The organism is uncultured Brachyspira sp., from assembly GCF_944390845.1.
GTDB lineage: Bacteria > Spirochaetota > Brachyspiria > Brachyspirales > Brachyspiraceae > Brachyspira > Brachyspira pulli.
In genome coordinates this window covers 36,109-42,554 of record NZ_CALXRM010000025.1, presented here as the reverse complement: position 1 = coordinate 42,554, position 6,446 = coordinate 36,109, and the positions used below count along the sequence as shown (strand labels likewise).

The following is a 6,446-nucleotide window of genomic DNA, read 5'->3' as shown; positions in this document are numbered from 1 at the left end:
TTTCTAGAAATTTAAATTATAAGGAATACCTTCTTTTTTTAAAATAAAAGTGTGCAATATCTATGGCTCTTAAACAAATAAATAGTAAATTATAACTTTATTTTTTTAATTTTTAATTTATAATACTTCGCATGAAAAAGATAGATTTAAACAATATAAATAGAATAGTATTCAAATTTGGTACAAATGTTTTAAGAAATGATGAAGGATATATTTCATTAGCTAGAATATATTCTTTTATAGAGGCAATAGCAAAATTCCATAGAATGGGAAAAGAAGTTTTAATAGTAACTTCCGGAGCTGTTGGACTTGGTGCTAAAAAAATTAATGTAAAAGATTTAGATGAAGTTGCTCTAAAACAGGCTTGTGCTGCTATAGGACAATCTCAGCTTATGTCTATATATGAAGACGGATTTTCAAAATTCGATATAGTAACAGCTCAAATTCTATTAACTGAAGAAGATTTTTCTAATAGAAGAAGATATTTAAATCTTAATTCTACATTAAGTATGCTTTTAAAATATAAAGTTATACCTATAATAAATGAAAACGACACAGTTTCTAGTGATGAACTTAAACAATTATATGATGTTACACAAATAAGTTTTTCTGATAATGATAAACTATCTGCTTTAGTAGCAAGCGAACTAGATGCTAATTTACTTATAATACTTTCTGATATAAATGGTCTTTATGATGATAATCCTAAAACTAATCCTAATGCTAAATTCATACATGAAGTATTTGAAGTAACAAAGGAAATAGAAAGTTTAGGTCTTGATGCTTCTAAAGGCGGACGAGGCGGAATGAAAACAAAACTTCAGGCTGCTAAAATAGTTACAAGATCCGGATGTGCATTATTCATAGCAAATGGAAAAAGACCTAATGTTCTTAATGATATATTTGAAACTAAAGATAAAACAATATTCTACCCTGTTGAAGAAACAAGCGAACTTTCCACTAAAAAAAGATGGATTGCTTATGCTACAACTATAATAGGAAAATTAATAGTAAATGCCGGAGCTAAAAAGGCAGTTTTAGAAAAAGAATCAAGTTTACTTCCTATAGGTGTAATAAAAGTAGTTAATACATTCAAAAAAGGCGATATAGTAAGCATTGTAGATGAAAGCGGAAATGAATTTGCAAGAGGTATAATCAATTATAACTCTGATGATGTAGAAAAAATAATAGGCCATCATTCTGATGATATATTAAAAATATTGGGATATAAAAATTACGATGCTGTTATTACTAGAGATTATATAGTAATATTATAATACAGATTTAAGGTGTTCGGTAGCATCTTCAGGTGTAATTGAATTAATAAATACTCCGCTTCCTAATTCATAACCTGCCAATTTACTCATTTTTGGCATTATATCTAGAAACCAATGACTTGAATGATCATATTTATTTTCAAGTACTGGCAAAAGTGTATGAAGCACATAATTGAAACTTACTTCACCAAGAAGTTTATACAATCTATCAAATATATTCTTAAGTAAACTAGCAAAATCTAATATTTGAGGACTAGATGCATAAGTTATACTGTTTGAATGCTGTTTAGGTATTACATATATTTGATAAGGCGACCTTGAGGCAAAAGGAGAAATAGCTATAAAACTGTCATTTTCACATATAACTCTTTTATTAATTATTTTTTCTTCTTTTATTATATCACAATAAACACATCTTTGATTTTCATTATAATATTCTAAAGCACCGTTAATTTCATCAAGCATTTGTATAGGTATGAAAGGTGTTGTAATAATTTGTGAGTGGGAATGGGAAAGACTGGCACCAGCTTCAGGTCCGAAATTTTTAAAATGAAGGCTGTATAACATATCTTTATTTTTAGCTAAATCTTTAAGCCTCATCATTACTGCTTTAAATATATAGAAAAAATCCTCTGTTTGAGCATGATAAAAATTAAAATGATGATTAGGGTGTTCTATAATAACATCATGAAACCCTTTAGAACTGCTTGCACAAAAAAGCTTATTTGTTTTAGGCAATTCATTTTCACGAGTTTCAGATATTATGGGATATTTATTAGGCACTATTCTGACCTGCCAAATTTCTTCCTGTTCAGCATAAACCGTATAAACAGGATCAGGTGTTTTCATCTCATGGCCGCGGCAAAAAGGACAACTTAATTCAGAATTAGCTACATGCTTTTCATTCATATTAACATAATCACTAGGTCTTCCTGTCCTTTCCGATGAAATAATAACAGACTGCTTTGTTACAGGGTCTTTACGAATATGTGGCATAAAAAATATTTAACCTATAAGTCTCTTTATCTTGTCCTTAATCTCTGTAAGATTACCAGATTTTAATATATAACCGTCAGCATTCCAAACAGAGAACTCATGTCTATAATTGTTATAAGCTGTACATATTATAATTGGTAACTCTCTATGTTTCTCTCTAACTTTGGCTAAAAAGTCTAAACCGTCCATTTTTGGCATTTTTATATCCAAAGTTATCAAATCAATATGAGGAGTACCTTTGTCAAGCATTTCTAAGGCTTCTTCTCCACTATCAGTGGATACTACATCATATCCCTCATCTTTAAACTCTTCTTCAAAGAGAGTTCTAATGCTCTTTTCATCGTCTAAAACTAAAATTGTTTTCTTAGGCATATTTTACTCCATATATCTTATATTCATATTATAATAATTGAATTAAAAAAGTCAAATAGAATTTTTTAATTTGATTATCATAATTTTGTTTATTTCATACAAAAAATTATTTATTGTATATATATTATAGTACAATTTTTACTTTTTTTCACTTTCTATTGACTTATTATAACTAGCAATAACACTTTCTATAAGTCCGCTTCTAAGTCCTTTTTCCTCTAATACTTCAACACCTTTAATAGTAAGTCCGCCAGGTGTACATACTCCGTCTTTTAATTGTGCTGGGTGCTTTCCAGACTCTAAAACCATTGCTCCTGTACCTTTAAATACTTGAGCAGCCATTTCTATAGAAGTTTTTCTGTCTATTCCCATAACTACACCAGCATCACTCATAGCCTCTATTAATATATACATAAATGCAGGAGAACATCCGGCCATAGCATTATAAGCATGTATTTGTTCTTCTTTGATCACCTTAACCATTCCAACACGTTTTAATAGCTCTACAACACCATTTTCCACAACTTTATTTTCTGTTTCTACAACGGATATAAAACCATTACAAGTTTTTACAGGTGTATTAGGCATTATTCTTACTATTCTGCTTCCGTTAAAATACATAGCTAAATCTTTTTTAGATATAGAAGCAGCAACACTTATTATTGTAGCACCAACTTTAATAGATGATGATATTTCAGCAGCTACAGCTCTAACCATATACGGCTTAACTGCTATAAATAATACATCAGCCTCAGAAGCTACTTTTCTATTGTCAGTATAAACTTTTATTCCTAAATTCTTTTCAAGATAATCTTTTTTTTCCATAGTTTTTACGCTTGCTATGATATTTGTATACTCTATTCCAGATTTAATAAATCCTTCTATTAAAGCTCCGCCCATAGCACCAGCACCAATAAAACCTATAATCATATTAAAAACTCCATAAAAATTATTTATTATTAAAAATTATTAGCTTTTAAAATATATTAAATTCATAAAATAAAATATTAATAATTTTTGTATTTTAAATATAAAAATATTATTTTAAAGAAGTATCAATTACAAACATAGTTGCTATCATTTTTGAAAGCATATTATCTTCTTCATCTTTCACTACTGATTCTACTATAATGAGATTTTTTCCCTCACTAATAACCTCGCCTACTGCTATTACTTTTTTACAAACAACAGGCTTTAAAAAATGTATTTTCAATTCGGAAGTTACTACTCCTTTTCCTTTTTCAAGAACGGTAGAAGCAGCATTACCTCCTGCAGTATCAGCCAAAGCAGCAACCATTCCGCCATGCATATAGCCTAAATACTGAGAAAACTCTTTTTTATTTTCGCATGATATTATAACCTTGCCTCTTTCAACATGCTCCAGTTTCATTCCAACGAAAGACAAAAAATCTTGAGAATAAAATCTTTTTTCTACTTTTTGATATATTTCCTCATCTGTCATTTAATTATCAGCTCCTAAAATTTATACAATAAATATCAAACTATTTCAGTAAATTTAAACAGTCCTTAATGCTATATTGTGAAAAAACTTTTTTACCAAGCAAAGTAATAGCCTGAACCGGACATTCATTTACACATCTATAACACAAAGTACAATTATGATTACTGCAAGCCTTTTTATTTTCATTCAAATTTAAATTTTTCATAGGACATAATTTAACACATTTTCCGCATCCTATACATTTACTTACATCTATTTTTAATTTATTACTAAAATCTCTATTACCAAACCAAGCTCTTTGAGATAAATATCCAAGCATAAAACTTAAAAAACTAAGTCCGTCTTTTGGATATTTCCCATTTTTTAATAATTTTACTGTTTCCTCTATTTTTAATTTTGTTTTTCTTATCATATTGGTGTTATTTTCTATAGTTTTGCAGGTAAATTTTCCATCGCTTATAGAATCAGGCATTTTTAAATGAATTGCTCCAATTATATTAGCTTTATATTTTTTTAATTCTCTTGCCAATACTCCAGCACCATCACCGCTGAACATATACATAGTAGCTATTATAAATACTTTTTTATTATTAAAAATACTTCCATTACTATTCACAAACTCCATTAATATTCTAGGTACTGAACTAAAATAAATAGGATAAGAAATAAATATATTTTCATCATTAGAAATTTCATTAATTAATTCTTTATTATTATTTAATTCTTCTACAGAAAATATTTTATAATTATCAGTATAGCATTCCAAAAAATATTCCAAACAATATTTACTATTGCCTGTACCGCTGAAATAAATACCAGTCATAAAAAAACTCAAAAAAATAATTTATATTTACAATAATAATATTTTTTATAAATAAAGCCAAGCATAAAATGTACTTGGCTATTATATTTAATATAGTAGTTTAATTAATAAAAAATTTATATATATAATTAATAATAAACATAGCAAATAATATTATTGGAAGAACATAAGTTACATAAAATCTTGAAGAATTTGGAAACTTGATTCCGGTACCAGAATCAACTTCTTGCAAGAAATTATTCCAGCCCCAGCCATATTTAGATACGCAGAATATTATTATATATATTCCTCCAAGCTCAACTAAATTATAACTAACTATAAAATCAAATAAATCTAAGAAGCTTGTATTCGCTCCCATAGGCTGAATAAATGATAAAACATTAAAACCCAAAGCAGTACTTAAAGAACATATAAATACAACTATACCAACTATTATAGATGCTTTATTACGCTTCATATTAAATTCTGACATTGTAAATGCAATCAAATTTTCAAATACTGTAACAACAGTAGTTAAAGCAGCCATTGATAAGAAAATAAAGAACAATGTTCCCCATAATCTAGGCAAAGGCATAGAATTAAATATATTAGGCAATGTAACGAATGCAAGTCCGGCACCTTCTCCCGGATTTACTCCAAAAGCAAAACATGCCGGAAATATTACAAGACCTGAAAGAAATGCTATTAAAGTATCCAATATTACTATTATTATAGATTCATTGGTAATAGATTTCTCTTTTCCTATATAACTTCCAAATATAGTCATGCTTCCTATACCAATACCCAATGTAAAAAATGCCTGGCCAACTGCGGCATATATAACTTCAAAAAAATTCTCTATTCCTCCGTTAAACATCTTTGATAAATCTGGAAGTAAATAGAATTTTATGCCTTCTATAGCACCATCTAAAGTTACAGATCTTATTATAAGAACTATAACTATAACAAATAATGATGACATCATAAATTTAGAAGATTTTTCAACTCCGCCCTGAAGACCTTTAAAACATATCAATGTCCCTAAAAATACAGCTATAAATAAACTTATAACCATTACTTTAGGATTAGAAAGCATATTTCCAAAGAACTGTGCAACTCCATCTGGACTTAATCCTAATGTAGCACCAGTAGCCATATAATAAGCATAAGTAATAGTCCAGCCTGTAACACTGGTATAAAACATCATCAGTATAAGACAGCCAAGCATTTGTACATATCCTATTAGATGCCATTTTGAACCTTCTTTTTCTAATACTTTATAAGAACCTGCAATATCTCTTTGACCAGCACGTCCTATACTGAATTCCATTATTAGTATTGGAAGACCTACAACTGCTAAACATATTAAATAAATAAGTACAAATGCAGCTCCGCCATATTTACCTGTTATGTAAGGGAATCGCCATATATTTCCAAGCCCTATAGCACAGCCTGCTGATACTAATAAAAAACCGAGCCTGTTTGATAATCTTTCCCTCTTTTCATTATGCATAATAGCAACTCCATACAATTATTT

7 protein-coding genes are annotated in these 6,446 nt (G+C 28.6%); 1 reads left to right on the top strand and 6 read right to left on the bottom strand.

All coding sequences use genetic code 11. The features are described from left to right. The first annotated feature begins 131 nt into the window (after window positions 1-131). Window positions 132-1,277: a glutamate 5-kinase gene (gene proB / locus Q0K52_RS06935; RefSeq protein ID WP_297297874.1), complete on the top strand. Its 1,146-nt coding sequence runs from the start codon at window positions 132-134 to the stop codon at window positions 1,275-1,277. On the opposite strand, the gene Q0K52_RS06930 is transcribed toward proB, so the two are convergent. From Q0K52_RS06930 to Q0K52_RS06905, 6 genes are all read right to left on the bottom strand, one after another. Continuing rightward, complete coding sequence (locus tag Q0K52_RS06930; protein ID WP_297297873.1) at window positions 1,272-2,273, bottom strand: DUF4931 domain-containing protein; 1,002 nt, start codon at window positions 2,271-2,273, stop codon at window positions 1,272-1,274. The genes proB and Q0K52_RS06930 overlap by 6 nt on opposite strands. Window positions 2,274-2,282: 9 nt before the next feature. Next, window positions 2,283-2,645 carry a response regulator gene (locus Q0K52_RS06925; protein ID WP_012670232.1) on the bottom strand — a complete coding sequence of 121 codons (363 nt, stop codon included), beginning with the start codon at window positions 2,643-2,645 and terminating at the stop codon, window positions 2,283-2,285. Window positions 2,646-2,783: 138 nt separating this feature from the next. After that, window positions 2,784-3,575: a pyrroline-5-carboxylate reductase gene (gene proC / locus Q0K52_RS06920; protein ID WP_297297872.1), complete on the bottom strand. Its 792-nt coding sequence runs from the start codon at window positions 3,573-3,575 to the stop codon at window positions 2,784-2,786. 109 nt (window positions 3,576-3,684) lie between these two features. Further along, window positions 3,685-4,107 (bottom strand): PaaI family thioesterase, encoded by a 423-nt coding sequence (locus Q0K52_RS06915; protein ID WP_297297871.1) that lies wholly within the window; start codon window positions 4,105-4,107, stop codon window positions 3,685-3,687. A gap of 40 nt (window positions 4,108-4,147) precedes the next feature. Further along, on the bottom strand, window positions 4,148-4,930 hold the full coding sequence (locus tag Q0K52_RS06910; protein WP_297297870.1) for an EFR1 family ferrodoxin: 783 nt from the start codon (window positions 4,928-4,930) through the stop codon (window positions 4,148-4,150). A 100-nt stretch (window positions 4,931-5,030) separates the two neighbouring features. Beyond that, window positions 5,031-6,422: a sodium-dependent transporter gene (locus Q0K52_RS06905; RefSeq protein ID WP_297297869.1), complete on the bottom strand. Its 1,392-nt coding sequence runs from the start codon at window positions 6,420-6,422 to the stop codon at window positions 5,031-5,033. Window positions 6,423-6,446 lie beyond the last annotated feature (24 nt).

What these genes read in the sequence shown, in the direction of transcription:
- proB (WP_297297874.1), top strand. Translation starts at nt 132, where the DNA reads ATGAAAAAGATAGATTTAAACAATATAAATAGAATAGTATTCAAATTT.
- Q0K52_RS06930 (WP_297297873.1), bottom strand. Translation starts at nt 2,273, where the DNA reads ATGCCACATATTCGTAAAGACCCTGTAACAAAGCAGTCTGTTATTATT.
- Q0K52_RS06925 (WP_012670232.1), bottom strand. Translation starts at nt 2,645, where the DNA reads ATGCCTAAGAAAACAATTTTAGTTTTAGACGATGAAAAGAGCATTAGA.
- proC (WP_297297872.1), bottom strand. Translation starts at nt 3,575, where the DNA reads ATGATTATAGGTTTTATTGGTGCTGGTGCTATGGGCGGAGCTTTAATA.
- Q0K52_RS06915 (WP_297297871.1), bottom strand. Translation starts at nt 4,107, where the DNA reads ATGACAGATGAGGAAATATATCAAAAAGTAGAAAAAAGATTTTATTCT.
- Q0K52_RS06910 (WP_297297870.1), bottom strand. Translation starts at nt 4,930, where the DNA reads ATGACTGGTATTTATTTCAGCGGTACAGGCAATAGTAAATATTGTTTG.
- Q0K52_RS06905 (WP_297297869.1), bottom strand. Translation starts at nt 6,422, where the DNA reads ATGCATAATGAAAAGAGGGAAAGATTATCAAACAGGCTCGGTTTTTTA.